17 protein-coding genes and 1 riboswitch are annotated in these 16,112 nt (G+C 31.2%); of the genes, 7 read left to right on the top strand and 10 right to left on the bottom strand.

What is annotated here, in order from left to right:
• Positions 1-134 precede the first annotated feature (134 nt).
• From PNO30_RS07605 to ribE, 5 genes are all read left to right on the top strand, one after another.
• Entirely contained in the window at positions 135-1,478 is a 1,344-nt protein-coding gene (locus PNO30_RS07605) for a sodium-dependent transporter (RefSeq protein WP_271965493.1), read from the top strand.
• 162 nt (positions 1,479-1,640) lie between these two features.
• A riboswitch (FMN riboswitch) is annotated at positions 1,641-1,765 on the top strand.
• A gap of 165 nt (positions 1,766-1,930) precedes the next feature.
• Positions 1,931-3,001, top strand: a complete 1,071-nt coding sequence (gene ribD, locus PNO30_RS07600) for a bifunctional diaminohydroxyphosphoribosylaminopyrimidine deaminase/5-amino-6-(5-phosphoribosylamino)uracil reductase RibD (RefSeq protein WP_271965494.1) — start codon at positions 1,931-1,933, stop codon at positions 2,999-3,001.
• Positions 2,986-3,597, top strand: a complete 612-nt coding sequence (locus PNO30_RS07595) for a riboflavin synthase (protein ID WP_271965495.1) — start codon at positions 2,986-2,988, stop codon at positions 3,595-3,597. Before ribD ends, PNO30_RS07595 begins: the two co-directional genes overlap by 16 nt.
• Positions 3,590-4,765, top strand: a complete 1,176-nt coding sequence (gene ribA, locus PNO30_RS07590) for a GTP cyclohydrolase II (RefSeq protein ID WP_271965496.1) — start codon at positions 3,590-3,592, stop codon at positions 4,763-4,765. The genes PNO30_RS07595 and ribA overlap by 8 nt, the downstream gene beginning before the upstream one ends.
• 13 nt (positions 4,766-4,778) lie before the next feature.
• The gene (gene ribE, locus PNO30_RS07585; protein WP_003147907.1) at positions 4,779-5,240 is read left to right on the top strand and encodes a 6,7-dimethyl-8-ribityllumazine synthase; all 462 of its coding nucleotides are present in this window, start codon (positions 4,779-4,781) and stop codon (positions 5,238-5,240) included.
• A gap of 122 nt (positions 5,241-5,362) precedes the next feature.
• Here the strand turns inward: ribE and guaB are convergent, their stop codons facing one another.
• The 8 genes from guaB to PNO30_RS07545 all read right to left on the bottom strand — a co-directional run bounded on the left by guaB (position 5,363) and on the right by PNO30_RS07545 (position 13,264).
• Positions 5,363-6,826, bottom strand: a complete 1,464-nt coding sequence (gene guaB / locus PNO30_RS07580) for an IMP dehydrogenase (RefSeq protein WP_271987796.1) — start codon at positions 6,824-6,826, stop codon at positions 5,363-5,365.
• A gap of 17 nt (positions 6,827-6,843) precedes the next feature.
• Complete coding sequence (locus PNO30_RS07575) at positions 6,844-7,434, bottom strand: xanthine phosphoribosyltransferase (RefSeq protein WP_271965498.1); 591 nt, start codon at positions 7,432-7,434, stop codon at positions 6,844-6,846.
• A 108-nt stretch (positions 7,435-7,542) separates the two neighbouring features.
• Complete coding sequence (gene hslO / locus PNO30_RS07570; protein WP_271987794.1) at positions 7,543-8,418, bottom strand: Hsp33 family molecular chaperone HslO; 876 nt, start codon at positions 8,416-8,418, stop codon at positions 7,543-7,545.
• An 86-nt stretch (positions 8,419-8,504) separates the two neighbouring features.
• Positions 8,505-9,050, bottom strand: a complete 546-nt coding sequence (locus PNO30_RS07565) for a TIGR00730 family Rossman fold protein (protein ID WP_271987792.1) — start codon at positions 9,048-9,050, stop codon at positions 8,505-8,507.
• Between the two features lie 33 nt (positions 9,051-9,083).
• Positions 9,084-9,857: a type III pantothenate kinase gene (locus PNO30_RS07560; protein ID WP_271987790.1), complete on the bottom strand. Its 774-nt coding sequence runs from the start codon at positions 9,855-9,857 to the stop codon at positions 9,084-9,086.
• Positions 9,858-10,013: 156 nt separating this feature from the next.
• Positions 10,014-11,192 carry a helix-turn-helix transcriptional regulator gene (locus PNO30_RS07555; RefSeq protein WP_271965502.1) on the bottom strand — a complete coding sequence of 393 codons (1,179 nt, stop codon included), beginning with the start codon at positions 11,190-11,192 and terminating at the stop codon, positions 10,014-10,016.
• Between the two features lie 27 nt (positions 11,193-11,219).
• Positions 11,220-12,041 (bottom strand): ABC transporter permease, encoded by an 822-nt coding sequence (locus PNO30_RS07550; RefSeq protein WP_271965503.1) that lies wholly within the window; start codon positions 12,039-12,041, stop codon positions 11,220-11,222.
• On the bottom strand, positions 12,041-13,264 hold the full coding sequence (locus PNO30_RS07545) for an ABC transporter ATP-binding protein (protein ID WP_271987788.1): 1,224 nt from the start codon (positions 13,262-13,264) through the stop codon (positions 12,041-12,043). The genes PNO30_RS07550 and PNO30_RS07545 overlap by 1 nt, the downstream gene beginning before the upstream one ends.
• Positions 13,265-13,768: 504 nt before the next feature.
• Here PNO30_RS07545 and PNO30_RS07540 point away from each other — a divergent pair.
• Positions 13,769-14,335 carry a 5-formyltetrahydrofolate cyclo-ligase gene (locus PNO30_RS07540; RefSeq protein ID WP_271987786.1) on the top strand — a complete coding sequence of 189 codons (567 nt, stop codon included), beginning with the start codon at positions 13,769-13,771 and terminating at the stop codon, positions 14,333-14,335.
• Entirely contained in the window at positions 14,310-15,065 is a 756-nt protein-coding gene (locus tag PNO30_RS07535; protein WP_271987785.1) for a class I SAM-dependent methyltransferase, read from the top strand. Before PNO30_RS07540 ends, PNO30_RS07535 begins: the two co-directional genes overlap by 26 nt.
• Positions 15,066-15,082: 17 nt before the next feature.
• On the opposite strand, the gene PNO30_RS07530 is transcribed toward PNO30_RS07535, so the two are convergent.
• Both PNO30_RS07530 and PNO30_RS07525 read right to left on the bottom strand, forming a co-directional pair.
• Complete coding sequence (locus PNO30_RS07530) at positions 15,083-15,349, bottom strand: UPF0223 family protein (protein ID WP_271987783.1); 267 nt, start codon at positions 15,347-15,349, stop codon at positions 15,083-15,085.
• An 8-nt stretch (positions 15,350-15,357) separates the two neighbouring features.
• The gene (locus tag PNO30_RS07525) at positions 15,358-16,032 is read right to left on the bottom strand and encodes a response regulator transcription factor (protein ID WP_271965507.1); all 675 of its coding nucleotides are present in this window, start codon (positions 16,030-16,032) and stop codon (positions 15,358-15,360) included.
• Between the last annotated feature and the right edge of the window lie 80 nt (positions 16,033-16,112).

Here is a 16,112-nt window from a genome sequence, read left to right as displayed (position 1 = left end):
TAGTTAAACATGTTTTTAGGCCATTGGTAAAAATACTAAATGGCCTTGAGTATAGTATTATATATATTTTAAAAGCTATTTAGTATTTTCTAAATAGCTTTTATTTATTTTCAATTAACAGGAGGAGAAATTTTATGTCAGAAAATTCAAAATGGAGTTCTAAAATAGGTTTCATACTTGCTTCAGCGGGATCTGCGATAGGTCTTGGAGCTGTATGGAAATTCCCATATATGACAGCAGCAAATGGTGGAGGTGGATTCTTACTAGTCTTCCTTATCTTCACTCTTTTAATTGGACTACCACTACTTCTTGCTGAATTTGTACTTGGTCGTGGTGCTGGAGTTTCAGCCATTAGAACTTTTGGTAAACTAGGAAAAAACAAAAATTATAATATTATTGGTTATATCGGTGGATTCGCCCTATTCATCTTACTATCATTCTATAGTGTTATAGGTGGATGGATTTTAGTATACTTAGGTATTTCAGTTACCGATGCTCTTGGGCTTCATGCTACTGGCGATCACGCTGCCCTATTCACGAGTGTTATCTCAAATACTTGGATTGCATTAGGAGCTCAGGCTTTATTCATCTTATTGAATATTCTTATAGTATCTCGTGGTGTTCAAAAAGGTATTGAAAAAGCATCAAAAATTATGATGCCACTATTATTCATTATATTCTTAGTAATTATCGCAAGATCATTAACATTACCAAATGCAATGGCTGGAGTTACTTACTTCCTAAAACCTGATTTTTCTAAAATCACTAGTTCTGGTATTTTATTCGCACTTGGTCAATCGTTCTTCGCACTTTCTATCGGGGTTACGGCTATGTTAACTTATGCATCATACCTTGATAGAAGAACTAACCTGGTTCAATCAGGTATTTCGGTTGTATTAATGAACATTGCCGTTTCTATAATGGCAGGACTTGCAATCTTCCCAGCTATGAGTTCATTCGGAATGAAATCTGAAGGTGGGCCAAGTTTATTATTCATCGTATTACCACAATTATTCAACAATATGGCATTCGGTAAAATTTTCTACATTCTATTCTTAATATTATTCTTATTCGCTACTATTACTTCATCTGTAGTTATGTTAGAAATCAATGTAGGAAATATTACTAACCAAAAAAATACTAACCGTACTAAATTCAGTGTAATCATCGGAATCTTAACTTTCATCGTTGGAATTCCTTCAGCTCTATCTTACGGTTCATTATCTGATACATTAATATTCGGAAAAACAGTTTTCGATTTAATGGACTTCTTAGTATCTAATATACTTATGCCACTTGGTTGTCTTGCACTATCAATATTCACTGGATATGTACTAGACAAAAAAGTTGCCAAGGAACAATTACACATTAATGAGCATAACAAAACAAGCCTAGTATTATTCAGAACATGGTTATTCCTATTAAGATATATACTACCAGTTATTATTCTTATCGTTTGCTTAGCACAATTTTTATAATATAATTTAAAACTATTTGGAGTGATTCAAATAACGATTTCGTAGAAATCCCATCTGTTGAATCACTCTTATTTTTTTATAGCGTTTTAAATATTTTTTTATAAATAAACTATAATTATTGACATACGTTTTCAATAGTGCTATCATTAAGTCATGAATTAAATATTTCTTCGGGGTCGGGTGTAATTCCCAACCGGCGGTGACTAGTTTTCTAGAAGTCCGTGAGCGCAAGCTGATCTGGTGAGATTCCAGAACCGACAGTATAGTCTGGATGGGAGAAGAAATTATAGCATTAAGATAAATATATCTAATACTACTGATAATATACAACCTAGAATGTATTATAATTATACATTCAGTACTTTTTATCGAATAAAAAACAAACCATCAATCCCGATTATTTGAATCATCAAATATTATCGGGTTTTTATTTTTATAAAGGAGTTGATACTATGCATGAATATTTTATGAATCTTGCTCTATTAGAGGCCAAACGTGGTACAAAATATACACATACCAATCCTCTAGTCGGTGCAATTATAGTAAAAGATAATAAAATTGTCGCAAGAGGTGCACACCTTCGTTACGGTTGTGAACATGCTGAAAAAAATGCTATTTCTACTTGTAAAACTCCTGAAAAAATATTTAATTCAACTCTATACGTCACATTAGAACCATGTAACCACAGAGGAAAACAACCCCCTTGTACAGAAGCCATATTGAAAATGGGCATCTCTAAAGTTGTTGTTGCTCAATTAGATCCTAACCCAATAGTTAGTGGTAAAGGAATTAAATTCTTACGTGATAATGGAATTGAAGTTATAACTGGTATCTTGGAAAAAGAAGCTTACAGTCTAAATTATGCTTATAATTTATTCCATACACAAAATAGACCATATGTAGTCTTAAAACAAGCTACCAGTCTTGATGGAAAATTAGCCTTTACTAATGAAAGAACTCAAATAACAGGAAAAGAAGTGTACGACTTCGTCAGAAAAGAACGAGATAATTATCAAGCTATTCTTGTTGGGGCAAAAACTGTGTTAATAGATAATCCAAAATTAACTGGAGCCAACACTTCGTTATACCCACCAAAAAGAATAATATTAGATAAAGAAGGAACTATTTTTCAACATAAAGAACTAAATCTCTTTAAAGATGATTCTTCTGAAGTTATAGTTTTTTCAAAACACAAAAATGAAGACTTACCTTCACATGTAACTATCGTTACACCTAACGAATTTACAATAAAAGAAATTCTTACTGAAATTGCAAAACTTGGTATACAGTCAGTTTACGTAGAAGGTGGCCCTTGTATCCACGATCAATTCCTTGCTAGTGGCTATTGGGATGAAGTAATTTCATATATTTCCCCTACACTCTTAGGAGGAAGAAATACTTCATCATTTAGTAGTGATAGGCCTACTAATGAAAAAATCACTTTACACGATATTAATGTAACAAAACTCGGTGAAGATATAAGAATCTCAGGAAGGAAAGAAAGTCAATGTTTACAGGATTAATAAAAGAACAAGGGAAAATAGTAAAAATTATAAAATCAAGTCACAGTATAAAATTAACAATACAAGCAACTAAGAACTTATTGGAAACATATAAAATCGGTGATAGTATGGCTGTAAATGGTGTATGTTTAACGTGTGTTCAAAAAAGTTCATCACAATTCACAGTTGATATTATGCCTGAGACTTATAAGAGAACAACATTTAAAGAGCTAAAAGTAAATGACTCTGTAAATCTTGAACCTGCAATGGGACATTCAGATAGATTCGAAGGACATATCGTTTCGGGTCACAGTGATGGATTAGCACAATTAGCAGCAAGACAAAAAGATGAAAATGCTATTCTTCTAACTTTTGCTTATCCAAATAAATTCCAAGGAGAAATCATTAATCAAGGCTCAATTACCATAAACGGAATAAGTTTAACAGTAGTAACTTGTGACAATAATAAATTTACAGTTTCGTTAATTCCACATACTGCAAAACATACAAATCTAGAAAAATTGAAAATTGGTGACAATGTAAATATTGAGACCGATATTCTAGCAAAATACATAAAAGCTCAATTAAAATTATTTGGAGGAAAGTTAAATGATTAATAATATAAGACAAGCAATCGAAGACCTAAAAGCTGGAAAATTAATTGTTCTTATCGATGATGACGACAGAGAAGCGGAAGGAGATTTAGTTGGATTAGCTGAACTAGTTACAGGTGAAAATGTAAACTTCATGACAAAATACGCCCGTGGTTTAATTTGCTCACCTGTTTCAACTGAAATAGCACAACGCTTGAATCTACACTCAATGCTAGATAAAAATACTGATCCGCATGAGACTGCATTTACAGTAAGTGTTGATTATAAAACATCAACTACAGGAATCTCTGCTTTTGAAAGAGCAACTACTATAAAAGAATTAGCAAATCCTAATTCGAGACCAGAAGATTTTAATAGACCTGGACACATGTTCCCTCTTATTGGGCGTGATGGTGGAATCAAAGTTCGTCGTGGTCACACAGAGGCTAGCCTAGATTTAGCAAGATTAGCTAATAGCACTGAAGCTTCGTACATCTGTGAAATTATGAATGAAGATGGTACTATGGCTAGAAGAGATGACTTGTATGAATTCGCTAAAAAATGGAATTTAACAGTTGTTGACTTAGATGAACTAACACGTTTTTTGTCATTTGAAGAAAGCGTTAAAGTAAAGCTTCCAACAGAATTTGGAGACTTTGATTTACAGCTGTTCGAAGATGAATTTAATAAAGAACATTTAATTATTAGCAAAGGAGATTTAACTTCTGAAGAACCTTTACTAATACGAGTTCACTCAGAATGTTTAACAGGGGATATATTCGCTTCTCATAGATGTGATTGCGGTGAACAATTACATGCCGCACTTCAAAAAATCTCAGAACTAGGTCGCGGTGCAGTTCTCTATTTAAGACAAGAAGGACGAGGAATCGGACTTAGAAATAAACTTCTTGCTTACCAATTGCAAGAACAAGGTGTAGATACTTACGATGCTAATGTGCAATTAGGTTTCGCTCCCGATGAGAGGGATTATAGTATTGCAGTAGATATATTAGATTACTTAGGAATAAAATCGGTAAAACTACTTACTAACAATCCTGACAAAGTAGAACAACTAAGCTCTTTAGGAATAAACATAGTTGACCGTGAACCAATTAAGATAAAACCACATAAAGAAAACAAACACTATTTACAAACAAAAAAAATAAGATTTAATCACTTTTTAGATATATAAGGAGAATATTATTATGACAACATTTGAAGGAAAATTTATAGGTAAAGATATTAAAGTAGCAATCGTAGTAGCACGTTTTAACGAGTTCATCACATCTAAATTATTAGGTGGAGCTAAAGATACATTAATTAGAAATGAAGTAAAAGAAGAAAACATCGATGTATACTGGGTTCCAGGAGCATTCGAAATTCCATTTATTACTAAAAAATTAGTAGCTACAAATAAATACGATGGTATCGTTACATTAGGAAGCATTATTCGTGGAAGCACTAGTCACTATGACCTAGTTTGTAACGAGGTAGCAAAAGGTGTAGGACAAATTAACCTTAACAGCGAAATTCCTGTAATGTTCGGTGTTATTACTACTGAAGATATCGATCAAGCTATCGAAAGAGCTGGTTCAAAAGCCGGAAACAAAGGTAGTGAATGTGCTCAAGGTCTTCTTGAAATGATTGACTTAACTAAACAAATTTAAAACTATAGGTTATATAAGAAAGTTGGAGTATAGGTCTAAATCCCACTTCGGCTTTCTTTTTTATTCAAAATAAAGCTAGGAACTTGAACTTCAAGCTCCTAGCTTCTTATTATCTATAATTATTATTTAGAGTAGTTTGGACTTTCTTTTGTAATTTGAACGTCGTGTGGGTGAGATTCGATTAATCCAGCACCTGTCATACGAACAAATTGTGAGTTTTCACGAAGTGCACGTAAGTCACGTGAACCAGTGTAACCCATACCTGCACGTAATCCACCAATGATTTGGTAAATTGTTTCAGAAACAGCACCTTTATAAGGTGTACGTCCTTCGATTCCTTCTGGAACTAATTTCTTACCATCTTCTTGGAAGTAACGGTCTTTAGATCCTTTTTCCATTGCAGAAATTGATCCCATTCCTCGGTATGCTTTGAATGTTCTACCTTGGAAGATTTCTAATTCACCTGGAGATTCTTCACAACCAGCAAGCATAGAACCTAGCATTACTGCGTGTCCTCCAGCTGCGATAGCTTTTACTACGTCTCCAGTATATTTAATTCCACCATCAGCGATGATTGTTTTTCCTAATTCGCGAGCTACTGTCGCACAGTCATAAATAGCTGTGATTTGTGGAACTCCTACCCCTGCAACTACACGTGTAGTACAGATTGAACCAGGTCCAATACCTACTTTTACAACATCCGCTCCAGCTTCGAATAAATCACGAGCTGCTTCTCCTGTTGCTACATTTCCTGCGATAATATCTAACTCAGGATAGTTAGTTCTTAATGTTTTAACTGCATCTAATACCCCTTTAGAGTGTCCGTGAGCAGTATCAACTACGATAGCATCAACTCCAGCTTCTACTAAAGCATCAACACGATCAACTGTATCGTTAGTAATACCTACAGAAGCGGCTACTAACAGACGCCCTTTAGCATCTTTTGCTGAGTTAGGATATTTAGCTAATTTCTCAATATCTTTAATAGTGATCAATCCTGTTAATTTACCTGCTTCATCAGTTAAAATTAATTTTTCAATTTTGTGACTACGTAAAATTACACTAGCTTCTTCTAGCGTAGTTTTTTCTGGAGCAGTAATAAGGTGCTCTTTAGTCATTACTTCGCTAATTTTAATATCAAAGTCAGTTAAAAATCTCATATCACGGTTTGTAATAATCCCAACAACTTTCATATCATCTTCATTGTTTACAATCGGTACACCTGAAATTCTGTATTGTTGCATTAAGTTTTCTGCTTCATATACTAGACTATCTGGTGTAAGGAAGAAAGGATCTGTAATAACTCCACTTTCTGAACGTTTAACTTTTCTTACTTGTTCAGCTTGTTCTTCGATAGTCATATTTTTGTGAATAACACCGATTCCACCTTCACGAGCCATTGCTATTGCCATTTTGTGTTCTGTTACTGTATCCATCGCAGCAGAAATAATTGGCACTGATAGTTTAATTTTCTCCGTTAAACTAACTTTTAGATCAACTTTTTTAGGTAAAATGTCACTTTTAGCTGGTACTAATAGCACATCATCAAATGTTAAACCTTCTTTTTGAAATTTATTTTCCCACATTTTATTTAAATCCTTTCTTATTTCTCATCATCAGCTTTATTAAATTTAACTTCATTATTCTCTAGAGAAGCAATTCTACATAAAGAACAAACATTGACATTCTTTTCATCTAATAATTTTCTACCATCTTGGAAACTTTTCTCAACTAGTATTCCTACTCCTACTGTCTCAGCTCCAGCCTTATCTACTATTTCCATAAGACCTAAAGTAGCCTGTCCATTAGCAAGAAAATCATCAACAATAAGTACTTTGTCATCTTTATTAATGAATTTTTCTGAAACTACTATAGTATTAGTTATATTTTTCGTGTAGCTATGAACCTCTGCAGTGTATACATCATTATTTTTTAATGTTGATGGTTTACTCTTTTTAGCGAAAACCATCGGCACTTTAAATAAGTTTGCTACCATAATCGCTGGCGCAATACCACTCGCCTCGATTGTCAGAATCTTCGTTATTTCTTCATTTTTAAAATATTCATGAAAAGACTCTGCCATTTTCATCATTAAGCCAGCATCGATTTGATGGTTTAAAAATGAATCAACTTTAAGGACATTATTGTCATAAACTTTACCATCGGTAATAACCATTTCTCTTAGTAATTCCATAACTCCTCCTATATAAACTTTGAGTAATTTTATTTATGATACCAAACTTTCATTGAAAATTCAAGAGCCTAATGAAATGTTAATCATTAAGGCTCTTTATTCATAATATTATTTTAAATTGTCTAATAAGTCAGTAATTTCTTTTTGAGAAAAATGATATTTTTCTTTACAAAATGCACAGACTAACTCTGTATTTTCTTGTTTAGCAATTTCTTCTAATTCTTCTTTCCCTAACGTTACTAGAGCATCAGCATAGCGCTCTTTAGAACATGTACATTTAAATACTACATCATTCTTCTGTAAAATTCGATAGTTTTCTTCTCCCTCAAAGATAATATCCGCAATTTCTTCAGGTGTTTTTCCTTCATGGATAAGTGTAGAAATTGGTTTAATATTACTAATTGCTTTTTCTATCTTTGTTATCGTCTCATTTGTAGCATTTGGAAGTACTTGTAAAATAAATCCTCCAGCTGCAATTACAGAATTATCAGTTTCTACCAATACCCCTAAAGACACTGCAGAAGGAACTTGCTCACTAGCAGCGAAATAGTAAGTGAAATCTTCTGCGATTTCTCCAGATACTATCGGTGAAGTAGTAGTATACTTTTCATTTAATCCTAAGTCACGTACTACCGTGATGTTTCCTCCACCAACTACTCCTTTTACATCAAGCTTACCTTGAGCATTACTTGGAATATGAACCTGCATATTTTTAGCATATGCTGTAGTTTCCCCTAACTCATTTGATGATGCATAGATTGTTCCTACTGGACCATCTCCACGAACAGCAACGTCAATTCTGTCTCCACTCTTAAGCATGGCACCCATCATTGTAGTAACCGTAGCTGTACGACCTACTGCTGCTATTGCTGTTGGATAAGCATCATGTCTTTGTCTAATTTCTTCTACTAAATCTGTAGTTTTTGTTACAAAAAATCTAATTTCATCGTTAAAGGCTAATCCTCTAATCAAATAATCTTTCATTAAAATAAATTCCTTTCAATTCTAGAACTTCTTATTACGATGTATTATTATACATTTTATTTCCATTATTGTCTATTTATTTACTTTTATAAATTTTTATAATTAAATATGAATCGTTCCATTTCCTCTATATTATCTGTAAATAAAGTGTTTTTTCTATCTTCAATAGTTAAGAAACCTTCTGCTACCATCTTATCAAAATATTGTTCTAAAAAGTCATAATAACCATTAATATTCATTAGAATACAAGGAGCATCTTTTTTACCAACTCTCACCCATGAGATTACCTGTGATATCTCTTCTAGCGTTCCCGGTCCACCTGGCAAAGCAATAAACACATCACCAAGATCAACAAGTTTAGTTTTTCTCACCGACATATCATCAACAACAATCAGTTCATTAATATCATTGTGGCTGATTTCTCTGTCTACTAAAAATTGTGGCATTATCCCTATGACTTCTCCACCATTATCTAAGACTGTATCAGCAATAATCCCCATCAGACCTACTTTGCCACCACCATATACTAAAGTATGATTATTTCTAGCGATCCACTCTCCAAGTTCTATTGCATTTTCTTTATACAATTCACTCTTCCCATTATTTGCTCCACAAAAAACTGTAATTTTCATTGTTATTATATCCTTATTATTGTTTCTTTAATGTTATTTGGTATTATTCATTTTGTACAATTCAATTATACCTTTTAAAGTTAATTCTTCATCAACTATATCCACCACATCACTATACTTTGCAATAAACTTTGATAAACCTCCAGTTAAAACTACCTTATATTCTTTTCCTAAATCTTTTTGTAAATGTTTAATAATATTTTCAAATTGACCTAAGAATCCATAAAATAGCCCAGCTTGCATTTGACTAGTAGTATCCATCCCTAAAGATGTACTCACCGCTTCAAATTCAACCCTAGGTAGTTTTGCAGCCCTTGAATATAATGCTTCCGCACTAATATTCATACCTGGACAAATAATACCTCCACGATAATTCATATCTTCATCTATACAATCAAAAGTAGTAGCTGTTCCAAAATCAACTACTATTGCTGGTAAATATTCACTAACTTTTGCTCCGACAATATCAACTACTCGATCGGCACCTAATTTACTACTATATGGCTCTGGTACCTTTATACCTGTATTAATATCAGCCGAAACAATAATCGGTTCTTTTTCAAAGTATTTCTTACTTAACAATTCTAGTGCAAACATCATTTTTGGAACTACACTCGATATCACCACTCCATCGAAATCTTCAAACTTAATCCCTTTATCAATAAAGAAATTTCTAATAATAACATATAGTTCATCTTCTGTTTTAGTATTATCCGTTGCTATACGCCATGAATGAAGCATCTTATAGTCACTGCTAAATACTCCAAGTACGATGTTTGTATTTCCTACATCTAATGCAAAAATCATCTTTAATCTCCTACGATTTACTATTTTTAAGAATGATTATATTATACCACATTTGCATAAATGCAAGTAGCAAAATACAAAATTAACGATATATATTATTTACATAACATATAAAAAAAAGATTATTGACTATTTTAGCCAACAATCTTTTCTATATTATCTTTTAGATAATGACTCTCTATATTTAAGAGGTGTCATTTTCACTAGTGTTTTAAATATTCTAATGAAGTAACTTGTATCGAAGTACCCAATATAATCTGCAACTTCTGAAATTGAAAAATCAGTATTCGCTAATAAATAGCACGCGTTAGATATACGTTTATCGTGGATATAATCTACAATACTAATTCCCATATCTTTATTGAAAATAGAAGACAGATAACTCTTATTAACACCTAAGTAATCACTTACGTTATCTAAACTAATTTTTTCTGAAATACGATCATTGATATAAGCAATACAGTTACGAACTACAGCTTGTTTATCTTTGTATTTATTTCTATCAACTAATAGACAGTAACTTCTAATAACATCTTCTGATAAGTCATAGTTATCAAGTTTATTTTTAATTTTAACCCATAATTCTTCGATTCCTAAGAAATCGTCATTGTGTTGTTCAAGAGCATAGCGTAATAAATCATTCATGTTATATGATTTTCTACGACGAACATTAACGCCCTGCTCAACATGGCTTTCTTCTACACCATGATTTCTACGACGTAAATCGAAAAGCATATTAACACGAGAAATATTACCTTCAACTACAGCTTGTAAAATCTCATGTTTAAACTTAACTTCACTCTCTAGAATACTATTTAAGTATGTATTTTTTCTAGATGATGTTCTTCTTACATTTTTCACACTAGAATCTTCAATTAAAACAATCGCATCTAAGAAATCTACATTTTCGTCTTCTACTAATAATTCTACTAAATAGTTGAATTTTTTTCTTGGTGTAATTGGTAATGAAAAATATACATCACAAATTAATTCACTAATACTCGCTCCATATTTTGTTAATGATTCTTGGAATAATTTAGTTGGTATTAAATATTCTAAGAAAGGAGTAATTAGATAGAAATCATCTTCATTATCACTCGGAATAAATAAACATGAAATTCCTAAACCACTTTGGCATTTTACAAGCTTCCCTGCATGTAACCCTTCTTTAATCTTAGGAAGATTTCTCTTAACAAATCTACTGAAAATACTGCTTAATTGCTCTTCACCTAAGTCAAAACGTATTTCTTCATCTGAGTATTTATATGTTAACACATCTCCATTTAAATCCAGAATATCCTTAATTCGCTCAATTTTCTTTAATGAACTTCTCATTTTACCTACCTCCTAACAATTTATACTCTAATCTATTGTAATATCACGTCTTGCATTTACAATGTATGAAATTGTAAAGAATACAAAACTGTATGCTACTAACATAATAATTAATGCATTTGCATTATCAAACTTAAACATTTCTTTTACAGTCTGACGACCTGCTTCACTTGAATAATATGAACTAAATAATGGTACGTCAAACATGTGATATTTTGCCCATGAGAATTTTGAAACTGCAAATATTGTTAAAGATTGAATTAATCCAGTTCCTAAAAGTGATAACATAACTAATACCAATGATAGAATTTGTGTTTTAAACACTACACAAACTAATACTACCATCGCTACAAAGAAGATATACACTGCTAAATCAGCTAAGTTTGTTATTATTATTTGTTTAGCAACTGTTCTTCCAAAATATCCTTCAGTTATAGTATCATTCAAATGATTTAATCCTACTTTATTTTTAAAGAATACATAATTTTTTGTTACAAAATCAAATACTGTTCCTACTACTAAGAAAATAATATAGTTAATGAATGCTAATACTATTTTTGCAGTAAGTATCGCAGAACGAGACTTAGGTTTTGTATATAGAAACTTAATCGTTCCTTTTGAGTATTCTTGAGATAAATTGTTTGCTAACATAATTAGCGAGAATATCGTTGCTGTTGCCGCAGCAACCACCGTTATTCCACTTAATATTTTTACCGCATCTACACCATCTTCAAATTGTCTTTTTGCAAAATAGCTATTTAACAAAATAATTCCAAATGATAGTAAGAAATATAACCATGTAGTTTTCTTTTTATAATCTTTTATAAATTCATTTATTAATAATTTCATTATTTTCTCTCCCCTCCTGTAATTTGTAGGAATCGATCCTCTAATGATGTTGTTAATTCACGAATTGTATCTAATTCAACATTATTAGTTACTAAGTAAGTAATGATACGAGATTTTTCTTCACGATTTAGATTTTCAAATACAAATCCATCTTTAGTCAGTTCATATCTAACCCCTAGTTCTCTTACTAATAATTCTGTTTTTTCAACATCATGTGTTGAAATTAATGTTTTAACGACTTCATCTGCTACTAGATTTTCTAATTTATCATCAGCAATAATTTTACCTTTTTCAATTACGATAACTCTATCACAAACTTTTTCAATTTCATCAAGAAGATGTGATGAAATTAAAATTGAAACTCCTGTTGCTGCGATTTCTTTAAGTTTATTACGAAAATCTTGCACTCCTTGTGGGTCTAATCCATTAACAGGCTCATCAAGAATAAGAACTTTAGGATCATTTAATAATGCTTGTGCTAATCCAAGACGTTGACGCATACCTAGTGAATAAGTTTTAACTTTTTTTCTAATTACTTTTTTCAGTCCAACAAATTCAACTAGTTCTTTCATACGTGCTCTTGTTACTTTTTTACCACATACACGTGCAATTTGTTTCAAGTTAGCCCAACCTGACATATAGTTATAAAACTCAGGTGTTTCAATCATCGCTCCAACTTCTTTAAGCATAGAAGTTCTTCCTAAACCAAGAGGTTTTTCGAAACAATAGACGCCCCCTTTTGTTTTCTTAGTTAGTCCTACCATCATTCTCATGATTGTAGTTTTACCACTTCCATTAGGCCCTAGTAATCCGATTATCTCACCTTCACGCATGTCGAAGGTAATATCTTCAACAATTGTTTTTAAACCTATACGTTTTTTCACCCCTAGCACCTCTAGTACTACAGGTTTTTCCTCAACTTTTTCTACTTTTTTCCCTACTAACGCTTCTTCTTTCTCAATTGCTTGTACTAATTCATTTTTATCTAGTACAACTGTTTCGGCATACTCATCAGTTACTTTTTCTGTAACAGTTGGCATAATTACTGTTTCTTCAAGATTCTCTTGTTCATTATGAGTCTTTCTAGTGTAAGTAGACGAATTCTCTATATCAACTTGCTTTCTTATTTTCTCAAGCAGATTTGAATAATCATCTGTTTTTTTACTATTTTTTGCCAATTCATCATTACTTAATATATCTTTATTTTTTTCTGAATTTGTCATTATTTGTAAAAGATTCCTTTCTCATAAATTTTCTTTTATATTATATCATATTTATACTATTATTTCCATTAAATAATGAATAATTATTTTTTATTTTACTACTTTTATCTTGTAAATACAGTAAATCATAATTTAAGATTTTTATATTTATGAAAATCTCATAATATTATGAAAATCTGAAACCCACCTACAGCAACATTCATAGTTTCCACATCTATTTATATTTTCTTAAAATTTTGATTATACTTGTACATACTTTATTATAAAAATTCTAAAAATTTATAGATAACTTATATCCCTATAGTATAACTTTATCTACCAGTAAAATCCATATTTGTTTTTATAATAACTATTTGAACACCTTTACCATAAAAATTCTTATTACAGATATAATGTACTTTTTCTCATTTACATAATCATAATTACATCATTCAATTATTATACTATATCAAAATTATAATTGTATTTAGATTTATGATATAATATAACGTGAGGTGATACATTATGAAAAAAACACTTAGAAAAAAATTCATATCCGAACGAAACAGCTTAGCAAGCGACTATAGAAACTCATCTACTAACACAATCTTTGCAACATTGGAAGAACAAAATTTCTTCGAATCCTCAGAAAAAATATTCATATACGTGGGATTTGGTAGCGAAATCACAACTGAAACTTTTATAAAAAAATGGATAAATAAAAAACAAATCTTTGTTCCTAAAATAGAAAATGGAAAGATGAATTTAATTCGCTTAAAATCTTGGGATGAGCTTGCCCCAGGACATTTCGGAGTATTAGAACCAACTTCATCCGACTACTACGAAGGAAAAATAGACTTAGTAGTAACTCCTTCTATCGTTTTCGATAATAATGGATATCGACTTGGTTATGGTAAAGGATACTACGATAAATATTTCTCATCAAGAGAATATGATATTAGCGTTGGTTTATCTTACCATAAACTACTACAAGATAATGTTCCTAAAGAAGGTCACGATATAAAAGTAGATGTAATCATAACCGAGGAGAGAATTTTTATAATCAATGAAAAATATAATAGTAACAACTAGTGTAAAAACAAATTCAGAACTTAATGAAAAAGCCCAACGACTCGCCGATGATTTAAGATTAAAGTATAAAATGAGAAATAAGAAAACAATAAAACAATTATTATCCTCATCAGACGGTGTACTAGTAGTCTATAAGAACAAATTAAGCTACTTCGAAGACGATTCTGAATTCTTCTTTCATTTAGACACAACAGCTCTTAAAATAAAAAATTCAGATAACGAACCCTTAGTAGAAATAATCAAAGAAAAAGAACAAAATATTCTTGATTGTACTATGGGCCTAGCTGGAGACAGTATATTACTAAGTTATTACGGACATAAGGTTACATCTTTAGAAAAAAATAACATCATTCACCTAATCACAACCAACGGTCTAAAAAACTATATTTCTTCGAATGAAGAAATTAATAAAGCGATGTGTAAAATTAAAACTTATAATGTCGATTGTCTAGATTATTTAAAAAATTGTCCTGATGATAGTTACGACATTATATACTTTGACCCTATGTTTTCTCATAACATTACAGAATCAAGAAATCTCGAAGGTATACTTCCCTTAGCCGACACTATTTTTCCTTACGAAGAATTCATAAAAGAAGCGAAAAGAGTCGCTAGAAAAAAAATAATAGTCAAAGCTCATTTTAAAGATAGTGTTTTTGAAAAATATAATTTTACTCAAATAATAAGAAAAAATACAAAATTCCATTACGGCTATCTTAACCTAAAATAAAAACCAAAAATCAAGCATTAAAGCTTAATTTTTGGTTTTTCATTTTTTATTTCTTTTACTGCTAAATAACCGTCAAAGCCTGTAATTTCTTTAAAATCACGATACAATGAATTTTCTTCAGATTTTGCACGAACTACACTTTTAAATTCTTTATATGTAGATTTAAACTCTGTAAGTTCCACACCTGACAAATAACATTCTTCAATTAAGTCTAAAAACTTAATAATTGTTGTTATTTCCTCAGTATTATATAGCGTATAATCTATCGGATAATTAAACTCCATATCCTTACCTACTCAAAAGTATATCCGACACCACGAACAGTTCTAAGATTTTTGTCATAACCAATTTTTCGTAGTTCTTTTCTTAATCCTGAGATGTAAACCTCAATCGCATTAATAGTTGTTTCTGAATCAACACCCCATACACGATCGAAAATTTCTTCTTTCTCTAATACAATATTATTATTTATCACAAAGAAAGATAATAATTCAAGATATTTTCCTTTAATAGATTCCAACGTTCCACCATTAGATGATACTAATTCATTTTTAAGATCTAACACTAAATCTTTGTATGTAATTTCATTTTCACCTTTTAAGTTACTTTCACGTTGAAGTAAGTTAGACATAGTTGTTAGTAAAAGAGAAGTATCCGCTACACGTGGTAGATATTCCGTTACTCTATGCTTCATAACTCTTGCCTTTTCTTCAGTTGATTCAGCTATAGTGATTACAATTACTGGTATTTTCAGTTCTTTTTCTTCACGAATATAATCTAATAGATCTATCCCACCCATTCCAGGTAAGATACTATCCGTTATGACAAAATCATATACATTTTCATCAATATATTTTCGTCCATCTAGCCCATTATAACAAACATCCGCATCGAATTTTTCTGCGATTGCTGCTTTTAACGATGAAGCTAATAATTTATCATCTTCTACAATAAGCGCTTTAAGCATCAAAAACTCCTCCTTTTATTTCTTAACTTTTGTTTCTCTAAATAAATATTTTATAACTTTTCTAAAAAAATACAACTAAA

This window comes from Gemella haemolysans, assembly GCF_028308085.1.
Lineage (GTDB): Bacteria > Bacillota > Bacilli > Staphylococcales > Gemellaceae > Gemella > Gemella haemolysans_D.
This window is presented reverse-complemented; position numbering and strand designations above follow the sequence as displayed.

What these genes read in the sequence shown, in the direction of transcription:
- PNO30_RS07605 (WP_271965493.1), top strand. Translation starts at nt 135, where the DNA reads ATGTCAGAAAATTCAAAATGGAGTTCTAAAATAGGTTTCATACTTGCT.
- ribD (WP_271965494.1), top strand. Translation starts at nt 1,931, where the DNA reads ATGCATGAATATTTTATGAATCTTGCTCTATTAGAGGCCAAACGTGGT.
- PNO30_RS07595 (WP_271965495.1), top strand. Translation starts at nt 2,986, where the DNA reads ATGTTTACAGGATTAATAAAAGAACAAGGGAAAATAGTAAAAATTATA.
- ribA (WP_271965496.1), top strand. Translation starts at nt 3,590, where the DNA reads ATGATTAATAATATAAGACAAGCAATCGAAGACCTAAAAGCTGGAAAA.
- ribE (WP_003147907.1), top strand. Translation starts at nt 4,779, where the DNA reads ATGACAACATTTGAAGGAAAATTTATAGGTAAAGATATTAAAGTAGCA.
- guaB (WP_271987796.1), bottom strand. Translation starts at nt 6,826, where the DNA reads ATGTGGGAAAATAAATTTCAAAAAGAAGGTTTAACATTTGATGATGTG.
- PNO30_RS07575 (WP_271965498.1), bottom strand. Translation starts at nt 7,434, where the DNA reads ATGGAATTACTAAGAGAAATGGTTATTACCGATGGTAAAGTTTATGAC.
- hslO (WP_271987794.1), bottom strand. Translation starts at nt 8,418, where the DNA reads ATGAAAGATTATTTGATTAGAGGATTAGCCTTTAACGATGAAATTAGA.
- PNO30_RS07565 (WP_271987792.1), bottom strand. Translation starts at nt 9,050, where the DNA reads ATGAAAATTACAGTTTTTTGTGGAGCAAATAATGGGAAGAGTGAATTG.
- PNO30_RS07560 (WP_271987790.1), bottom strand. Translation starts at nt 9,857, where the DNA reads ATGATTTTTGCATTAGATGTAGGAAATACAAACATCGTACTTGGAGTA.
- PNO30_RS07555 (WP_271965502.1), bottom strand. Translation starts at nt 11,192, where the DNA reads ATGAGAAGTTCATTAAAGAAAATTGAGCGAATTAAGGATATTCTGGAT.
- PNO30_RS07550 (WP_271965503.1), bottom strand. Translation starts at nt 12,041, where the DNA reads ATGAAATTATTAATAAATGAATTTATAAAAGATTATAAAAAGAAAACT.
- PNO30_RS07545 (WP_271987788.1), bottom strand. Translation starts at nt 13,264, where the DNA reads ATGACAAATTCAGAAAAAAATAAAGATATATTAAGTAATGATGAATTG.
- PNO30_RS07540 (WP_271987786.1), top strand. Translation starts at nt 13,769, where the DNA reads ATGAAAAAAACACTTAGAAAAAAATTCATATCCGAACGAAACAGCTTA.
- PNO30_RS07535 (WP_271987785.1), top strand. Translation starts at nt 14,310, where the DNA reads ATGAAAAATATAATAGTAACAACTAGTGTAAAAACAAATTCAGAACTT.
- PNO30_RS07530 (WP_271987783.1), bottom strand. Translation starts at nt 15,349, where the DNA reads ATGGAGTTTAATTATCCGATAGATTATACGCTATATAATACTGAGGAA.
- PNO30_RS07525 (WP_271965507.1), bottom strand. Translation starts at nt 16,032, where the DNA reads ATGCTTAAAGCGCTTATTGTAGAAGATGATAAATTATTAGCTTCATCG.